This window comes from Actinacidiphila acididurans, from assembly GCF_016918855.1.
In the GTDB taxonomy this organism is placed as follows: Bacteria; Actinomycetota; Actinomycetes; order Streptomycetales; family Streptomycetaceae; genus Actinacidiphila; species Actinacidiphila acididurans.
In genome coordinates, this window is the sequence record NZ_JADKYB010000015.1 from 156,300 (window position 1) to 170,621 (window position 14,322).

Annotated in this window: 17 protein-coding genes; 8 read left to right on the forward strand and 9 right to left on the reverse strand. The window is 69.3% G+C overall.

Annotated features, from left to right (window positions below):
- The first annotated feature begins 734 nt into the window (after positions 1-734).
- The 3 genes from ITX44_RS26425 to ITX44_RS26435 all read left to right on the forward strand — a co-directional run bounded on the left by ITX44_RS26425 (position 735) and on the right by ITX44_RS26435 (position 1,726).
- Entirely contained in the window at positions 735-989 is a 255-nt protein-coding gene (locus ITX44_RS26425; RefSeq protein ID WP_205359888.1) for an SPDY domain-containing protein, read from the forward strand.
- A 107-nt stretch (positions 990-1,096) separates the two neighbouring features.
- Positions 1,097-1,309 (forward strand): hypothetical protein, encoded by a 213-nt coding sequence (locus ITX44_RS26430; protein WP_205359889.1) that lies wholly within the window; start codon positions 1,097-1,099, stop codon positions 1,307-1,309.
- Positions 1,310-1,510: 201 nt separating this feature from the next.
- Positions 1,511-1,726 (forward strand): hypothetical protein, encoded by a 216-nt coding sequence (locus ITX44_RS26435; protein WP_236061639.1) that lies wholly within the window; start codon positions 1,511-1,513, stop codon positions 1,724-1,726.
- Positions 1,727-1,925: 199 nt separating this feature from the next.
- On the opposite strand, the gene ITX44_RS26440 is transcribed toward ITX44_RS26435, so the two are convergent.
- The 9 genes from ITX44_RS26440 to ITX44_RS26480 all read right to left on the reverse strand — a co-directional run bounded on the left by ITX44_RS26440 (position 1,926) and on the right by ITX44_RS26480 (position 8,932).
- A complete protein-coding gene (locus ITX44_RS26440) occupies positions 1,926-2,330 on the reverse strand; it encodes a hypothetical protein (RefSeq protein ID WP_205359891.1) in 405 nt (134 codons plus the stop codon).
- Between the two features lie 105 nt (positions 2,331-2,435).
- Positions 2,436-4,163, reverse strand: a complete 1,728-nt coding sequence (locus ITX44_RS26445; RefSeq protein WP_205359892.1) for a relaxase/mobilization nuclease domain-containing protein — start codon at positions 4,161-4,163, stop codon at positions 2,436-2,438.
- Positions 4,160-4,855 (reverse strand): MobC family plasmid mobilization relaxosome protein, encoded by a 696-nt coding sequence (locus tag ITX44_RS43100; protein ID WP_372440994.1) that lies wholly within the window; start codon positions 4,853-4,855, stop codon positions 4,160-4,162. Before ITX44_RS43100 ends, ITX44_RS26445 begins: the two co-directional genes overlap by 4 nt.
- Complete coding sequence (locus tag ITX44_RS26455; protein WP_205359894.1) at positions 4,765-4,989, reverse strand: hypothetical protein; 225 nt, start codon at positions 4,987-4,989, stop codon at positions 4,765-4,767. Before ITX44_RS26455 ends, ITX44_RS43100 begins: the two co-directional genes overlap by 91 nt.
- Positions 4,990-5,093: 104 nt before the next feature.
- Positions 5,094-6,143 carry a DUF2637 domain-containing protein gene (locus tag ITX44_RS26460; protein WP_205359895.1) on the reverse strand — a complete coding sequence of 350 codons (1,050 nt, stop codon included), beginning with the start codon at positions 6,141-6,143 and terminating at the stop codon, positions 5,094-5,096.
- Positions 6,140-6,712, reverse strand: a complete 573-nt coding sequence (locus ITX44_RS26465; RefSeq protein WP_205359896.1) for a WhiB family transcriptional regulator — start codon at positions 6,710-6,712, stop codon at positions 6,140-6,142. Before ITX44_RS26465 ends, ITX44_RS26460 begins: the two co-directional genes overlap by 4 nt.
- Before the next feature lie 90 nt (positions 6,713-6,802).
- Positions 6,803-7,501 (reverse strand): ATP-binding protein, encoded by a 699-nt coding sequence (locus ITX44_RS26470; RefSeq protein WP_205359897.1) that lies wholly within the window; start codon positions 7,499-7,501, stop codon positions 6,803-6,805.
- Positions 7,501-8,607, reverse strand: a complete 1,107-nt coding sequence (locus ITX44_RS26475; protein WP_205359898.1) for a hypothetical protein — start codon at positions 8,605-8,607, stop codon at positions 7,501-7,503. The genes ITX44_RS26470 and ITX44_RS26475 overlap by 1 nt, the downstream gene beginning before the upstream one ends.
- A 1-nt stretch (position 8,608) precedes the next feature.
- A complete protein-coding gene (locus ITX44_RS26480; RefSeq protein WP_205359899.1) occupies positions 8,609-8,932 on the reverse strand; it encodes a transcriptional regulator in 324 nt (107 codons plus the stop codon).
- 1,060 nt (positions 8,933-9,992) lie between these two features.
- Here ITX44_RS26480 and ITX44_RS26485 point away from each other — a divergent pair.
- The 5 genes from ITX44_RS26485 to ITX44_RS26505 all read left to right on the forward strand — a co-directional run bounded on the left by ITX44_RS26485 (position 9,993) and on the right by ITX44_RS26505 (position 14,276).
- Entirely contained in the window at positions 9,993-10,511 is a 519-nt protein-coding gene (locus tag ITX44_RS26485) for a hypothetical protein (RefSeq protein ID WP_205359900.1), read from the forward strand.
- A 120-nt stretch (positions 10,512-10,631) separates the two neighbouring features.
- Entirely contained in the window at positions 10,632-11,732 is a 1,101-nt protein-coding gene (locus ITX44_RS26490; RefSeq protein WP_205359901.1) for a helix-turn-helix transcriptional regulator, read from the forward strand.
- Positions 11,733-11,902: 170 nt separating this feature from the next.
- A complete protein-coding gene (locus ITX44_RS26495; protein WP_205359902.1) occupies positions 11,903-12,745 on the forward strand; it encodes an MmyB family transcriptional regulator in 843 nt (280 codons plus the stop codon).
- A gap of 441 nt (positions 12,746-13,186) precedes the next feature.
- Positions 13,187-13,741: a hypothetical protein gene (locus tag ITX44_RS26500; protein WP_236061644.1), complete on the forward strand. Its 555-nt coding sequence runs from the start codon at positions 13,187-13,189 to the stop codon at positions 13,739-13,741.
- Positions 13,742-14,006: 265 nt separating this feature from the next.
- Positions 14,007-14,276: a hypothetical protein gene (locus ITX44_RS26505; RefSeq protein WP_205359903.1), complete on the forward strand. Its 270-nt coding sequence runs from the start codon at positions 14,007-14,009 to the stop codon at positions 14,274-14,276.
- Positions 14,277-14,322 lie beyond the last annotated feature (46 nt).

The window sequence follows — 14,322 nt, forward strand, 5'->3', positions numbered from 1 at the left end:
TGCCACCGCGGCCGGGGTTGCCGCACACGACTTACACGGGGCCCTTGAATCGGCCGCGGTTCACCGCCGCAGACCGCTGTTGGCTGGTACCCGACGAGTGCGGCGACGGCTACAAAGCCGAGTGCGTCCAGGGTCAGCGTTTGATGCGACTGCGGACGGCGAGGACTGCGAAGCCAAGGAGGACAGGTTCGCTCAGCCGGGACGCCATTTCGGTGTAGGTGCCGGTGTCCTGACCCGACGTGCGGAAGATCACGGAGTTGACGACAACCAGGGGGCCCTGCTCGAAGCGCGCTGGTCAGGCGGTCGCCAGGTGTTCCGGTCGGGTTTTCAGGGTCAGCGTTGTCGGTGGTCATCATGACCTGACGCCCGGCGAGGGTGCCGGTGCTGAGTGAGGGCGTGTCTCCCTGCGGCAGCCCCCACAGCATCGTGACCAGCATCGTGAGGGACAACCTCGGCGCCGGCGGTGAGTTGGGCTCCCGCTGCGCTGTCGACTCGGTGAACATCCTGACGCTGACTTCCACCCGCTGGGATCGCCCCTCGTCCAGTTCGCCGATGGCAGACACGATCCCCGGGCAATCGACTACGACCTTCTGCACACCCCATGTCAACCTACCGGTGTCGGGAAAAAGTGCAGGTCAACGAAGGGATCGTGTCTCTTGAACTCCTTGCCCGTCCTCTTTCGCCCCCTCGGTGCGGCGCATCCTTCGCTGTCCAGCGACGGATGCGCCGCACCGGTGCTCGACCTCCTGAGCGAGCGTGGCTGGGCGGTCGTGTCCACGCCGGAGGCCAACGTGCACTGCACCAGCCCCGACGGGCACATCTACGTCGGATGGCTGCCCGAGGACCCCGCCGCGTGGCGGCGCGGCATCGTATGGACCATCCGTGCCATCCCGGACCAGGCCGAACCCTGGATCCAGGAGTTCAGCTCGGATGTCCCCAGCGGCGCCGTCGCCGGGTTCCTCCGTGGGCTGATCGGACACGTCCACTGAACAGCCCACGGTCCGGCCACGGCCGAACCGTCCCTGCCTACAGCCTCCGGCGTGATCCCGTAGCTCTCCTCTCACCGTTCGCCCCGCACATCTCGCAGGAGACGCCCGTGCCGCAATACCTGACCGTCGGCCACCTGCTCCGCCAGCTCCAAGACCTCAACCCCGGCCTGCCGATCCGCCTCGCGGTCAACCCCGATTGGCCCTTTGCCCACTTCATCGGCACCACCATCGTCGTCACCAACGGCGTGGCCTACATCCCCGAAGACGGCCACGAGGACTATCTGCCCGTCCCGGCCCGCGACGCCCTCGATTGGACCTGAACCCGCCCTGTCCTCTTGGAGGCCCGCATTCCACTGCCACCCTCCGCGCTTCTCGCCCGCCCGCTGCACCCGCTCGCACTTCGACCCATGCCACCTGGAGTTCGCGGTGCACTCGTTCGGAGCGTCTCGCCCGTTCCCGACGGCCCCCTCAAGATCTCCTGGCTCCGAACCGGCAGTCCCCGGCTCCCCCTCGGCCGCATCTTGCTCCGATGGGAGACCGCCCCCCACCGGGGCTGGGACGTCACCGCCCGCCTCGCACTGGCCACCACCGAAGTGCATCTCGCCAGCTGGCCCGCCGCCCCCGACAACTGGCCCCAGCTTGTCCGTCCCACCCTCTACGAGGTGACCGGCCTGTGCCGCGCGCTCCTTGTGGCCACCGCCGCCCTCGACCTCGCCAACCACCTCGCCGACCGCTGATGCCCAGAAGCCGCCTGCGTCGCTCCAGCAGGGGCGCCTTCGCCGTATGCCGTCCCTACGTGCCGCAAACGTCCAACGCGGCGAGCGACAAGGCCGCCTGACCCGACGCAGCGCATACGCCAGCTGATCGCTGTACAAGCAAGGAGCGCCACCGGCCTGCCGGTGGCGCTCCTCGGCGTTCGCCGGTCTCGAGCCTCTTCTACATCAGGTACGTGCCGGCGAAGGAGCCGTCGAAGCCGTGGGCCGTCAGGGCCTGTTCGAGGCTGGGGTAGGTCGTGCAGTTCGAGGTGGTGAGCAGACCGTCGAAGTCCGCGCGGGTGATCTCCGGCTCCAGCCACTGGTGGCCGCAGCGGCAGCCGATCCAGACGTTGCGGCGGTGGTTGATCAGGACCCAGTCGCGGCGTGCCTGGCAGGCCGGGCACATGACGGGGATCCCGCGCAGGGGCAGTTCCCGCGGGTGACCGGTGCAGCGGGTGACGTCGGGACCGGAGAGCGGCTGGGTCTCGTGCTGGAGCCGCAGCAGCGGGTCGCTGCCAGGGGGAAGCGGTAGCGGTGCGGCGGCGGGTTCCGCCTGCTCATTGGTGGTTCTGAGCACGAGCCTCATCTCCCTTTCAAGGTCGTCCCGGGTTCATCCATAACAGCGGGTGGGACTGGTGTCCAGGGCTTTCTTGCGGTCGGGCAGACCGATGGCTGCCTGCAGGATTGTGGTTCAGCGGCGCGGTGGGTGTTTTCGGGGATCGGTCGTGGGGATGCGGGGTGCTGCCGGAGTTGGGGGCCGGCGGTCGGCGGGCTTGGCGCGGGCCTGCGGGACTCGCGCGGACGAACCTGGGTGTGCGGGGAGGTCGGCGAGGCGGCGCAGACGCCAGACCAGGACGTCGGTCATGTTCTCTGCGGTGTCGAGTTCCCGCATGCCGATGGTCTGCTGGAGCAGAGCTTTGGGGTCGTGGCCGGCTTCTTCGGCCTGAGCCACGGTGGCGACAAGGGCATCAGTACGGCCCACACGGAGTGCATCAGTCCCGGAGAGGGCAGCGCGGATGGTCGTCTCGTAGCCACGTAGCTTCGGTTCCGGAAGGGCGCGAGCGTGGTCGCGCAGGGCCCGCATGGGTGCGGCGGCGGTCTGGCGGTAGGCGGCGCGCAGGTGTTCGGCAGTCTGGCGGGCGGCGGCGGCTTGCTGGGCGTGGCCGCGGGCGGAGTGCCAGCGGACGGCGGCGATGGCGGCCAGGACCAGGGTGGACAGGAGCATGGCGGTGGCGCCGCCGTCCTCGCCCCGGCCCAGCGCGCTGCCGGCCAGAACGATGCCTCGTGCTGCCGTACGGAGGGCGCGGGCGTCGGCTTGTTCGGCACGGGTGTGGCTGCGGGTGGCGCGTTCGAAGGAGCGCGCTGCGGCCGCCAACTCGGCGCGGGCCGGCGCGGGGGATGTCTGCACAAGGGCGTCGAGAAGTGCACCGATTCCGACGAGTTGGTCGGCGGCTTCGTCGCCGTCGCTGTCCAGGAGGGCCGCGGCGTGTTCGGCGATCCCCGCGGCGGTACGGCGTCCCCGGGCGGGCGCGGACCAGTCCGGACGCCGGGTGCCGGCCTTCAGCGAGGCGGGCTCGTCGGCGATACCGCTTGCGAGGCGGCGTTGAATGCGGGGTAGGGAGAGGTCGGGCGCGAGGGTGGAGCCGGCGAACCAGATGGGCTCGCCGTTCCGGTTGCGGTCGCCGGGCAGCGCGACTGCGTAGCCGAGGACGTCGCCCGACGAGCCCTGGGTGAGCTTGACGCGCAGGCCCTTCGTGCGGAGCCGGGTGAAGAACTCGTCCTCTGTGGCGGCTCCGGCGATGGCTTGGCGGACTGCCTCGCGCAGGGTCTCGCGCGGCGTCTCGGCGCGGCCGATTCGTTCGGCTTTGAACCGCTCCTGGCTGGTGGGGGCTTTGGCGGCGGTGCCGTCGCCCGGGTTGAGTTGCCGCAGGCCGTAGCCCTTCTCTATCCGGCGGGCTTCGGCCTGCGCCTTGCGCTTGTCGAACCTCAGGTCGGCGTGGCGGCCGTCCTGGCGTACCAGGGTGGCGGCGATGTGGATGTGGTCCTCGGCGTGACGGACGGCGACCCAGCGGCACGCCGTCGTGTCGCCGTCGGGGGCGATGTCGACGGCCTGGACGATCCGGCGCGCGATGGCCGCCCAGTCGGCGTCGTCGAGGTGGCGGTCGCCGGGGTCGGCGCGGACGGAGCAGTGCCAGATCGTGGTGGCCGGTGCCCTGTCGCCGACGGCATTGACGGGCTGGTCGAGCTGGCCGGCGAGCTGAGCGATGGTGTGCTGCGGGTTGCGACCGGGGTCGGGGGCGTAGTCGTTCCAGAAGGCGACCAGGTGCGGGTCGGTGTGTTCGTCGCGCTTGCCAGGGCCGAAGAGGTAGCGGATCAGGCCGTACGTGCCGCCCTTGCCGGTGCGGATCTTCGGGATCACCGGCGGACCAGCCGAGCGACCGCGTTGTCAACGGCGCCGATCGCGGTGTCGATACGGTGCAGCAGCCGACGCAGGTCGATGGCGGGCTCCCCGCCGGCGTTGAGGAAGTGGGCGACCTGGTTCAGGTTGTTTCCGACAGCAGCGAGCTGGCGGTTGGACTCCATCAGCTCCTGCACGCCGCGCCGGTAATCGGCGACGGCGGCGGTCGGGTTGGTACTGGTAGCGGCAGCCAAGGTTGCGGCTGCGGCGAACCCGCCGGGAGCGAGGCCGGTGGCGTGGGCTGCTTGCTGTACGGCAGCCCACTCGTCTTCGCTGAAGCGGGGACACACGCGGCGCGGACGCAGAGCGCTCTGGCGCGGTCGGCGGCGGGGCGCGACCCGCGTAGCGATGGTGGGCAGCGTCTGTTTCTCCCCCGACGGCACCCCTGGGCCGTCCTCCCGTGCGGAGCCAGGCACCCCCGGGCCTGGCTCCGCACGGGCAGCTTCCGCCCCCTCCGGGGCGGAAGCGGGGTAAGGACTCCTTACCCCACAACTTGCTCCGCCAGGAGCTGTGTTGAGGTTGCGCTGCTGTTCAGGGGTGGTGGCCGCCGGGTCGATGACCGTCACCGGCCCGGCTCCGCTTCCTGCTGGCGGACCTCGCGCAGGATGTCCTCGATGAAGTCCATGGCCAGGACGGGGTGGTGCAGGGTCCACGGGCGGCTGTGCCGGCCCCGCTGCACGATCCAGGTGCCGTCCGGGCCCGCTTCGGCGCGGTGCAGGTGGCCCTGCCGGACCAGGACCGTCAGCCAGGACTCCACTTCGGCCGGAGTGGCGGGGTTGGTGCGCATGAGCAGTTCTCCGCTTCGGTTGCTGTTCAAGGCTTGGTCGAGTGGCGCGGGGCGGGTGACCGAGCGGCGTTGTTCGACCCGGTCACCTGCCTCCGGCGGACCGGTCATTCCTGGGAGGTGGTGACCGGCTGTCCGTGCTGTTCGCGGAGCTGGACCATCAGGGCGGTCAGCGTGTCGCTGGACAGGGGGATCTTCTGACCGCGGATGGCCTGGGCGACGACCTTGCGGGTCAGCTTGTCCTCGGCTCTGACCGCTGACCGGGCGATCTCCAGCAGTTCTTCGGTGTCCAGGTCGGTGCGCCGGTCACTGGTTGTCCGGGCCGCTCGGTCACTGACCGGCGCAGCGGTGACCGACGGGGCAGTGACCCGTTCCGGGCTGTCCGGACGTACGGTCACCGGCCCGCTGTCGGCTGGCTGGTCACTGACCGGTGAGCCGCTGTCCGGCTGTCCGACCACGTCAGCGGCGCTGTCCCTCCCTCCGGGGCGGGCACTGACCAGGTTGGTGGCCGCCCCGGAGGCCACGCCGTCGCTCAGTGGCCGAAGGCCGGTGACCGGCTGACTGGCACTGACCGGGTCGGGATTCGGGCGCCGCTGACCGGGTCTCTCGGGGCCAGCGACCGGCACATGTTCAGGCTGACCGAGGTGCAGGTGGTCGCCTTGGTGACCGGCCCGGCCGATCAGGCGATCACCGTCCTTGCCCGTCGGCCAGTGGCGGTCCGCGACCGGCCCGCGGGCGATCAGGATGTAGAGGTGCACCGCGCCGGCCAGAGCCAGTGGAGCGACCGTGGACAGGACTGCGACCACCGTGTCGGACAGGCGCAGCCCGTCGGACACCGGCTCCTGCTGGTTGAGCCGGACCGCGTGCAGGGCGTTGGCCCACACGCTGACCGCGGTGGCGGTGCCGAACAGCATCCACACGTACAGCCGGGCGCGCAGCGGGGCGTCGCGCAGGACCAGCAGGGCCCGTATGCCGTAGGCGATGAACCCGTCGATCACCAGCGGGAACAGGTACGTGAGGGGGCCGCGGACGTGGATGGCGACGGCCATCTGCTGGAGGGCGTCGTACGACAGGGCGCATCCGGCGCCGCCGAGGGCGATGACGACGGCGCGGTCCCACCCGGTGACATGCGCCGTCGAGGCGTTGGCCAGGGTCACGCCGCCGTCCCGAAGTCGTCGCGGTTCCGGGGCTCCTCGGGCTCGGGTGGTCGTGTGGTGTTCGTGATCTGCTCCGCATCGCGGTGGCGAAGGGCGCGGCGGGCTTCGCGGTACAGGCGCTTGGCATGCTGCGGGCTGACCTTCAGCAGCCAGGCCAGACGGCGCTCGCTGACGCCCTGCCGGTAGGCGGCCAGGACGACCGCGCGGCGCTCGGCCTTGGTCAGGTGCAGGTCCTGCCCGGAGACGGCGGCGTTGACGCGGCTGTAGTCCAGGCGGGCGGGAAGGTTCTCGTGCAGGGGCGCGCGTTCCTCCTCGGTGAGGCCGCCCCGGATGCCGTAGGTGTCGCCGTTCTCCAGGGCGGCATCCAGGCAGGTCTGGCGGACCGGGCACTGGGTGCACAGGGCCTTGGCGGCGTGGATCTTGTCCATCTCATCGGGCTCGGGGAAGAACAGCTCGGGGTCGACCGGGTGGTAGTCGGTGGGCTGGCAGACGGCCTCGGCTTGCCAGGTCTGGTCGCCTCGCGAGCGGTGGCGGACCGGGCGGTTGTTCGCGGTGCTGGTGCTGGGCATGCGTGTGGACTCCGATCGCTCTCCGCGCGCGGCGGCGTCAGCGGAGTTGCCTGGTCGGGGAGGAGTGCGGGGAGGCAGCCTGAACGTTGGTCAGGCGACGCGGGCGCGTCTGCGATCGACCGGTGCAAACTCGACCCGGGTGGTCATCTGCGCGAGCCGGGAGGCGACGCGGTCACCGAGGTGGGTGCGCAGGTCCCTGATGGCGAGGTTGGTGGTGATCAGGGTCGGCAACATGTGGTTGTAGCGGCGATTGACCAGCCGATACGTGACTTCCTCGACCCACTCGGACGCTTTGGCCGCACCGAGGTCGTCCAGCATCAGCAGCGGTATCCGGGCCACGGCCGCCAGCTGCTGCTCGCTGTCCACCCCGGCGCGGGGGCGCAGTTCCGCGTACAGGTCGGCGGCGGTCGTCGCGCGCCACCGCACGCCAACGCCGGTCTCGGCCAGGGCCCGGACCGCCCCGTACGCCTGGTGCGTCTTGCCCGCGCCCGTCACCCCCGCCATCAGCAGCGACGGCCCGGTGGTCACCTGCCGACGGGCCCCGGCACTCGGCGCTACGGCCTGGGAGTCGACTTCCCGCGCCCACGCCAGGACCTGCGGGTGGTCAGCGACCGCGTCCCGGTAGCGCGGCGGCACCCCAGCCGGTAGGGCCTCCGACGGCGCGCTCGGCCCGGACTCGTCCGCGACGGGGCCGGTGGGGTCGATGCCCCGGGCGGCGAGGATCCGGGCGATCCGGTCGAGGGTGCCTGCCCCGCCGAGGGTCTGTGGTTCGCGGCTTGGGGTGCGCATCACAGCTCCTCGGAGTAGGCGGCGGCGTCAACCGGGTTGGTCCAGGCGGTGTGTGCGGGCACGGTAGGCGCGTATCGCGGTCGGGCCAAACCGGCGCCTGGTCCGCCGGGCGCGTTCATCGCGTCGTTGACCAGGCTGGGCAGCCGGGACGGGTGCCCCTGGATCTCGGCGTAGTGCTGCAGGCCCGCTCGGACGTACTCGGCCGGGATGCCCTCGTCGAGGAGCTTCTTGACGATCCGCCCGAGGTGGCCGACGACCTCTCCCGGCGGGCGCCGACCGCACGCTGCGACGTACTCGGCGACCAGTTCCTTCGCGGAGACGCTGCCGGCGCCGGGCGCATCGCGCCCCGTAGGGATAGAAGATCCAGGATCCTTGATCCTGGATCCGGGGGCCGAGCCCTCCGGGAGGATTCGGGGACCCTTCGGAGAGGGTTCGGCGAATGCCGTGTGACCTGCGGCATTACCGGCAGTCTCCGGTCGGGTGGCCTCGGGGGAATTCGGGGTGTCCTGCTTGGGCGCGCGGGTGCCGCGCGTGGGTGCGTCAGGGGTCGGAGAGGGGCGCGCGGGCGGTTCGAGGGCTCCGGAAAGGTTCGCCGAGTCCTCCCGGAGCCCTCCGGGAACCTCCGGGGAGTCCTCCAGGAATCCTCGGGGAGGATTCAGGGATCCCTCAGGGAGTCGTCCGGGAGCCTTCATGGAGGAGTCGGCGCGCTGTGGGTGAGGGCGCTGGGTGCAGGGGCCCTGGCAGACCCCACATCGCTCCGGCGCGCACCTCGGGCAGGCTGGGAGCCGGGACGGGGACGGCTTGTCGATCTTCTGGTGCTTGGACCAGGTCGGGTAGTGGAAGTACCGCCTGCCGTCACATCCGGTGTACCGGCAGATCAGCCCGGCGTCGGCGAGCTGGGTGAGGTCGTCTTCGACGTGCACAGCGGTGTGCTCGGCTCGAAGCGGCCAGACGAGCCCAGCGATGATTGCGGCGTTGTCGCGGTGGCGGCCGTGGTCGTCGGCGTGGTTGGTCATCGCCAGGAACGTGCGCTCGGCGGTGACGCTGACCTCGGCCAGCGATTCCGAGATCCAGGTCTCCGGCTTGACCGATCGGATACGCGACACGTCAGCGCCCCCGGCGGGAAGCGCCGTCGCCGCAGATCAGTTTCGCCGTGGTGAGGTCCAGGACGTGGGGCCGGGTCCAGTCGGCCTCCGGCCACACCCGCGTGACCCACCGCGCGGCGACCATGGCCGTCGTCCGGCTGAGCACAATTCGCTCGCCAGCGGCGTTCCACGCCCTGGCGTGCGGCTGGGGCCAGGCATGCTCGGGATGGGTGAGGCTGACCCGCAGCGTGGCCGCACCGGGAATCATGTCGGCGAGCTGAGCGGCCAGCCGACGTTCGCGGTCGGTGTCCCGGCAGGCGAAACTTCCGCCGTCGGCGGTGTGCATGCAATACTCCGTTGTTCGTAGGAGCGCGGTGCAGCGGTTCTCGTGCAGTAGCCCCGCTGCCCCGCGAGATGTGAATCGGCGCCCCTCGGGGTGCCGGCCCGGCGCCCAGGAGTTGGTAGCTCCCGGGCGCCGGTTGTATTTCAGCCCCCGCGCGAAGCGAGCGCTGCCGAATCCACCTGCGCCTCCCCCCTTCCCGCTGTCGCTGCCCGACCGCGCGCCGGGACCAGCAACGTATGTATGCCTCCGCCAACGGTCCAGCCGATAAGGCTGGTTACCGCACTCCGACGCCAAAACGACATCACGCCTGGGCGCGGGTCACGCAGCCCTCTTCCGCAAGTCGATGCCTGGATCTTCGACCGCCCTCTGCCGGGTGTCAACGCAGCCCCGGAAGGGCCTTCAACCTGCGACTATCAAGAAAATGTCCAGTATGGACACCCGCCACTCGGGCGGGTTACACGAGCACGATCGTCGACCCAAAGGGCCTTTGACCTGCGAAGATACCCAACCGGACCTACGTCCGAGCCTCCCAGGTGGCACCCTGACCTGCGCATTGACCGGATTGCGACATGTCTTGAACCTCGCAGTGGCCCTGCGGGGGACAACGGGGAGGTGTGCGGACGCGGACGAACCGAGGGCGCTGCCAGTCGAGGCACGCACCACACGGTTCCAGTTTTTCCCGGGTCTTTTTTTATGGAGAAAAAGAGACCGTGGAAATGTCGGCGAACAGCCGCCCAGACTCGTCCGCAGAACCACAACAGCACCCTGACCAGGACTTTTTCAGAGTGCATGCGAGGAGAGGCGGCGGATGACTTCGGCGACCCGATGGGTGGAAACCTCAGAGGCCGGCTCCTACGCACCCTATGCCGGGGGCCGAGCCGATGGGAAGTCATTGCACGAAGCTCTGCCGGACCTCCAGGGACTCAATGCGCCTGATTTCGGGGGCGATTGGGATCGCCTTGCGCACACACGAATGCTGCCCGAAGGTCGGCGTCCGGAGGAACTGACGCCGATCGAGGCGGCAGTCGCAATCAGCAGGCTGCTGGCGCGGTGCCGATCGACGATGCGCGAGCGGGAGTTGGAGATCGCTGCAGCAGTGTGGGGGCTGGAGCGAATGGTCGGGCCCGGGGTGCCGTACGTGCTGGAGGGCAGCGACGCGGAGCTGGTCGCGGGACCACGGAACGTCCGCCGTTTGCTCGCTGAGCTCAGCGAGCTGCCGACCGCCAGCCGACTCACGCTTCTCGACGAGCCGGTGCCCAACCGCGGCCTGGCCGGTCTCGTGGACAGCTCCGCTCTCGCGGCCCGCGGTGTGGCCATGCGCACCGTCTACCGGCACGACGGCCAGCTGTCCTTCGAACAGCGCCGCTACCAGCGGCTACTGGCTGCGGCGGGAGTACGTGCGCGCCAGGCACCCCTGGTCCCCGTCAACATGATCATCATCGACGGCGAGACCGTGATGCTGCCCGTGGATCCCGACCGCCCAGGCGCGGGGGCCGTCGTCCTGCGCAACACAGTGTGGGTCTACCTGGCGCGCCTGGTCTTCGACGACTGCTGGCACCGGGCCACGGCGCTCAGCGAGTAGCCCCGGCGGTGTCCTCCCATCGTGTGCGCGCCCGACTTGCGGGTCCGGCCCGGCGCGCCCCCACCGACATGCGACCGCAGCCGTCGCACGATCGCCTCGCCAAGAAAGGACTCTCCGTCCATGTCCGTCGTTCATACGCCGGCATCCGCCTCGGGCCGACCACTGGCCGTAGACAACCAGGTCGCACCTGGGGCAGTGTCTTCCCTGCTGCCGGCAGACGACACGGGCCTCAGGCTGTACCTGACCCTGCGCAGCCACGGGGAAGCCTCGCCGTCCGAACTCGGTACACGCCTGGGCATTCCCGTACAGGAGGCCGAACGGGCGACGCTGCGTCTGGCGAAGCTGGGCCTGGTCCAGCAGGCCGAGTCACCGGGCAGAGTTCTCGCGCTCGATCCCGACGCGGCCCTGATGAGCCTGTTCGAGTCCTACGAGGCGCGCGTGCAGTCCCAGATCGACGACCTGGAACGGTTCCAGGCCGATGCCGAGAGCCTGGTGCACCGCTACCGGCCGGCCGTACGGCGCGAAGCCGTCGAGGTTGAGGTCGAGGTAGTACGCGGCCAGGCCCGTATGCGGTTCATCCATGCCCTGAACGCCTCCGCCCGGCAGGACAACTGGTCCATGCACCCCGGCCCGCTGCCCTCCGCCGAGGTCCTCGAAAGCTCCCTGGCTCAGGACGCCGCACTGATCGAGCGCGGGGTACGGGTACGGGCCGTCTACGGACGCAGCGCCGTCTCCGGGCAGCGGGGCCGCTGGTACCTGGCCAAGCTGGCCGGGCTCGGGGCAGAGGTCCGTCTCGCGCCGCAGGTCCCCTTCGACCTGATGGTCTACGACGCACAGACCACGCTCCTGCCTGGCGACCCCGGTGACCCGGTCCAGGCCCCCCTCCTCGTGCTGCGCGGATCGCGTCTGATGCCCTCGTACATCGCCCTGTACGAGGACGTGTGGCTGCGATCGATCCCCTTCACCTCGCCGCAGGCCCCGCCCCCGGTGGCCGCCCAAGCCACAACTGTCAAGCACCCCGCCGTACTCCAGCTCCTGGCCAACGGGCTCACAGACGATCAGATCGGCCGCCGCCTGGGCATATCGGTGCGGACCGTGGGCCGGGCAGTCTCCGAGCTCATGGAACAGATGGGCGCCCTGAGCCGCTTCCAGCTCGGCGTCATCGCCGCCGGCCACGGGCTCATCCAACCCGCCGCCAACAGTCCCGACGACCTGGAATGACCAGCCGCTCTTGCTGCGACGCAGCCCGGAGGCAGCGGGCATACGCGTGAAAACGCGTACCTTCGGTGTGCTCTCGAACAGGGCAGGGAACGGCACAGTCCGACAGCGGGCCCACGACCTCGTCCTGCCGGGCCCGGCTTCGGCTGCACCACCGACAGAAAGCCCGCACCATGGCCGACCTGCCCGCGCTGAAGAAGTTCCTGAGCTCCGCGCGGTCACGGACTGACGCCTCCGCGTTCCCCGAACTCCGATCGGTCCTCGCCCAGCGGGACAACCGCGGCAGACGCCGCCACGACACCGGGCTCACCCAGGCGCACATGGACATCCTGCTCGGCCGTACCCCCGGCACCTACGAACGCCTCGAACGGGGAACCGGCGTACGCAAGAACGTCCTCGAAGAAAGCGCCCGCGTACTGCGCCTGACCGAAGACGAATGGCGCACCGCCCACCGCTTCGCCTTCGGCGCCGACCCTCCGCACCCGCTCTCTCAGAAAGCCGGCCTGACCCTGCCGGGCGCCTGGCTGACGGCACTCGACAGCATCGAGTCCATCGCATGGATCTCCGACCCCGAGGGGCGTCTCCTCGCCCACAACGCGGCCTTCGCGCAGTTGTTCGACCATGGCGGAGCACCCTCGCACCCCCTGCGATGGGCCCTGACATCCCCCGAAGCCCGCGTGAACCTCATCGACTGGGAAACCGCGTGGGCACCATTCCTCATGGCCCGGCTACGCGCCGCCCTCGCCCTCCAAGAAAACAGCACGCCTCTCACCCGCCTGCGCACCGATGTCCTCTCCGACGCGAGCACGGCGGAGTTGTTCGAAGCACACAGCGCGACGGCCATCACCACGCCGCCAAGCGGCACACCTCTCCCCTGCCGCCACCCGCAGAGGGGCACCGGTTGGCTCACTCTGTCAACAGCCAGCCCGGACGACGCCCCCGGCACACGCCTGACCATCGCCACCTTCCACCCCGGCGCTGCACCGACCTCCACCCCGGCACCGGCCAGCCGGTGACGGGTCACGTGACCGGAGCACGACCACAGCAGACGGCAAGGCGGGATCCGGGGATGATGCGTCGGCAGGTACGGTCTTCCGGTCGGATCACGGGGCGTCAATGACTCCATCTTCTTGGAAACCCGCGCCTGTTGACAGCCGCCAATTTCGCAGATCGCCACGAATCGGGCACCACAAGACTGCGCCGAAGCACTGCGGACGGGGGAGTGACGGAGATCACGACGTAACCCTGAGTGGCGCGCAAATATGGTTCACGCCAAGAAACCCTATGGATTTCAGTCAAAGTAGACCCATGTAGTGACTTTAGGTCAGCAAATGCAATTGCGACATGCGAGCCGGCTTGGTTTCCCCCTCCCACAGGAACCCGCATACGCATAGTGTCTTCGCGATCACGGGAATGGATTGCGTACAGCATGCATCCGCGTGTCCTGTGGCCGTGTCATGAGCATCTATCAATGGGAGACCGGAATGTCTGCCTACGCTTTACGCACTGCGGTTGCCTTGGCTGCCGGCGCAGCCTTGTGCCTCAGCGCCCCACTGGCGTCCGCATCTGACCGCGACACCCCAGTCCAGGGGGTGAAGATCTCGTCTGCTGCAAACGCGGCCACGCGTGCGATCGCCGAAAAAGAACCGCTCGCCGCCATCGCCGCAGCAACTGTATGCGGCACAGGATACGAACTCTACAATGCCGAACCTCTCCCCGACCTGAACACCAGGCAAGGCACACTGTTCACCTACGACAACGGTGGACTGGGGCCTGGAAACTCGGAATGTGCCATCCTGGACAACAACACGGCCTCGGCCAAGTGGATGAAGATTCAGCTCTGCGAAAACAAGGCCACCAGTCCTCGATGCGACGTCGATCAGGGCAACTACAGCGACTACGCCGGCCCGGTGTTCATGAACAACTGCCCGACGGTCACGGCGCTGATGAAGACAACCTCTGGTTCGTCCAGCTACATCATCAACGCTGTGCGCGGCAGCTTCTGCGACTAGCGGCATGAACATGATCCACGGGACACACGTCCCTCACCGCACCGCCAGGCGTGGCACCGTACCGGCACTGGCCGCGCTGACACTGTCAACTCTCTTCGCTGTAACCGCGTGCAGCAACGGTGGCCCACAGGCGACCGCTCCAACGACAAAGCATGCCTCCGCACCCCCGGCCACGCCCCAGGCGGTCTCTTCGCCATCTGCTTCACCTCGGATCACGCCGAGCAGGGACACCGGGAACTTCGCGGCTGCCAAAGACGGTGTCACGGTGAAAAGACCGGTACTCAAAAGCTCCGGTGACGCCTTCTGGGTCGCCGTCGACGTGACCAACACTGGAACTGGGCCTGCAAATTACCAGGCGTATATCCGGCTGACCGGACCACTCGGCTACAACGCGTTGCTCCGTGTTGAGATTGACGACCTGCGGCCCGGTGCCGTGAGTTCCGCCGTGTACACGGCACGCGATGAAGCCGATGGAGCCATTATCCCGAAACACCCGACAGTGGTCATCGTGGAAGTCTCCCGCACGGCCGTCTGAAGCCTCCGCCCCGTGAAAAACAGAGGCGGACGATTCTGGCCGAGGG

Coding starts and splice junctions, on each gene's coding strand:
- ITX44_RS26480 (WP_205359899.1), bottom strand. CDS start 8,932: ATGCACACCGCCGACGGCGGAAGTTTCGCCTGCCGGGACACCGACCGC.
- ITX44_RS26495 (WP_205359902.1), top strand. CDS start 11,903: ATGGCCGACCTGCCCGCGCTGAAGAAGTTCCTGAGCTCCGCGCGGTCA.
- ITX44_RS26440 (WP_205359891.1), bottom strand. CDS start 2,330: ATGAGGCTCGTGCTCAGAACCACCAATGAGCAGGCGGAACCCGCCGCC.
- ITX44_RS26455 (WP_205359894.1), bottom strand. CDS start 4,989: ATGCGCACCAACCCCGCCACTCCGGCCGAAGTGGAGTCCTGGCTGACG.
- ITX44_RS26500 (WP_236061644.1), top strand. CDS start 13,187: ATGAGCATCTATCAATGGGAGACCGGAATGTCTGCCTACGCTTTACGC.
- ITX44_RS26485 (WP_205359900.1), top strand. CDS start 9,993: ATGCGCGAGCGGGAGTTGGAGATCGCTGCAGCAGTGTGGGGGCTGGAG.
- ITX44_RS26490 (WP_205359901.1), top strand. CDS start 10,632: ATGTCCGTCGTTCATACGCCGGCATCCGCCTCGGGCCGACCACTGGCC.
- ITX44_RS26465 (WP_205359896.1), bottom strand. CDS start 6,712: ATGCCCAGCACCAGCACCGCGAACAACCGCCCGGTCCGCCACCGCTCG.
- ITX44_RS26470 (WP_205359897.1), bottom strand. CDS start 7,501: ATGCGCACCCCAAGCCGCGAACCACAGACCCTCGGCGGGGCAGGCACC.